General features: G+C 62.6%; 1 protein-coding gene. It reads right to left on the reverse strand.

Annotated features, from left to right (window positions below):
* Positions 1-117 precede the first annotated feature (117 nt).
* Positions 118-1,578, reverse strand: a complete 1,461-nt coding sequence (locus NCR93_RS15115; protein ID WP_008353830.1) for an NAD-dependent succinate-semialdehyde dehydrogenase — start codon at positions 1,576-1,578, stop codon at positions 118-120.
* Between the last annotated feature and the right edge of the window lie 500 nt (positions 1,579-2,078).

Below are 2,078 nucleotides of genomic sequence, written 5' to 3' on the forward strand. Positions count from 1 at the left end.
GGCTGAGTCCTGTGATGTACAGAACTCAGCCCTTAGCGGCCTAGCCCAAAACTGTCCAACTTTGCGGGGTCAGTTCAAAGCGCCGAGGCTTTTTCTTTTCGCGTCAACGAAACGCGATCACACCGCCATGCAGAGATACTTGATGACGACGTAATCGTCGATGCCGTAATGCGAGCCTTCGCGCCCGAGGCCCGACTGCTTCACGCCGCCGAACGGCGCGACTTCGTTCGAGATGAGGCCGGTGTTGATGCCCACCATGCCGTATTCCAGCGCTTCGGCGACGCGCCAGATGCGGCCGATGTCGCGGCTATAGAAGTACGCGGCGAGGCCGAACTCGGTGTCGTTGGCGAGCTGCACGACTTCATCGTCGGACGAGAATTTGAAGATCGGCGCGAGCGGGCCGAAAGTTTCTTCCTTCGCCACTTTCATGTCCGGCGTGACGCCGGTCAGTACGGTCGGCTCGAAGAACCCGTGACCGAGCGTGTGCCGCTTGCCGCCCGAAGCGAGCGCGGCGCCTTTCGCGAGCGCGTCCGCGATATGCGATTCGACCTTTTGCACGGCCGCTTCGTTGATGAGCGGCCCGAGCGCGACGCCGCTTTCCGTGCCGCTTCCGACCTTGAGCTTGCTCGCGGCTGCCGCGAGCTTTTGCGCGAAGGCATCGTAGACGCGCTCGTGGACGTAGAAGCGGTTCGTGCACACGCAGGTTTGTCCGCTATTCCGATATTTCGATGCAATCGCGCCTTCCACGGCGGCGTCGAGATCGGCGTCGTCGAATACGATGAACGGTGCGTTGCCGCCGAGTTCCAGCGTCACCTTTTTGACGGTCGGCGCGCTTTGCGCCATCAGCAGACGGCCGACCGCCGTCGAGCCGGTGAACGACAGCTTGCGCACGATCGGATTGCCCGTCATTTCGCCGCCGATCGCTTTCGGATCGCCGGTCAGGATGCTGAGCACGCCTTTCGGCAGGCCCGCGCGTTCTGCGAGCACCGCGAGCGCGAATGCGGAGAAGGGCGTTGCTTCGGCGGGCTTCACGACGATCGGGCAGCCGGCTGCGAGCGCCGGTCCGACCTTGCGCGTGATCATCGCGGCGGGGAAGTTCCACGGCGTGATTGCGGCGCAGACGCCGATCGGTTCCTTGGTCACGACGATGCGCTTGTCGGCGGCGGGCGTGGCGAGCGTATCGCCGGCGACGCGCTTGCCTTCCTCCGCGAACCATTCGATGAACGACGCCGCGTAGGTGATTTCGCCCTTGGCTTCGGCGAGCGGCTTGCCTTGCTCGGTCGTGAGGATGAGGGCGAGATCGTCGGCGTTTGCCATCATCAGGTCGAACCAGCGGCGCAGGATGGCCGCGCGTTCCTTCGCGGTTTTTTTGCGCCAGGCGGGCCAGGCGGTGTTGGCGGCATCGATCGCGCGGCGCGTTTCGGTTGCGCCCATGTTGGGGACTTTGCCGAGGGATTCTCCCGTTGCCGGGTTCACCACTTCAAACGTTTCGCCGTTGTCGGCTTGTTGCCATTCGCCGTCGATGTACGCTGCGTGACGCAAGAGCGTCGGGTCTTTCAGGTGTTCTTTCAGGCTCATTTGCTAGTCCTTTCGTGTCGGCTCGGGGTTGTCGCTGGATCCCGTTCTCGTGTCGGCTCCGGTGTTTCGCCGGATCCCGTTTTCTTAGTGGTCTATTAGCACTGCCCCTGTGCGGGGCGGCACTCACTTTCTTTGCTGCTGCAAAGAAAGTAAGCAAAGAAAGCAGCTACTGATACGCCCGCGGTCACACGCAATTTGGGTAGTCCTCTCGTCCATCGTGGGCTGCCTAAAGAGTGCCCTCATAGGCCCCATCGAGCTTGGCTCGCGCACGGTCTGTGTCATCGCACCACACACGAAACTGGTTCAGCACCAAATAGCTCCAGCCCGCTTCGCGGCCGTCCGGTCAATCGGGTCCGCGCGTGCTTCGCTACTAACGTCTCAATCTCGCTGCACTTGCCGCACGTTGGTTTCCCTTGCATACCGGGCGGCAGCGCGTAGCGCTGTGCCGAAGCTCTTTCGTGCTGAACCAGTGTCCTCAGCGTTTTCGGGCGGCGGACCGT

It is taken from the genome of Caballeronia sp. ATUFL_F1_KS39 (genome assembly GCF_023630985.1).
Classification (GTDB): domain Bacteria; phylum Pseudomonadota; class Gammaproteobacteria; order Burkholderiales; family Burkholderiaceae; genus Caballeronia; species Caballeronia zhejiangensis.

Excerpts from the sequence above, each read along its gene's own strand:
- NCR93_RS15115 (WP_008353830.1), bottom strand. The coding sequence starts at position 1,578 with ATGAGCCTGAAAGAACACCTGAAAGACCCGACGCTCTTGCGTCACGCA.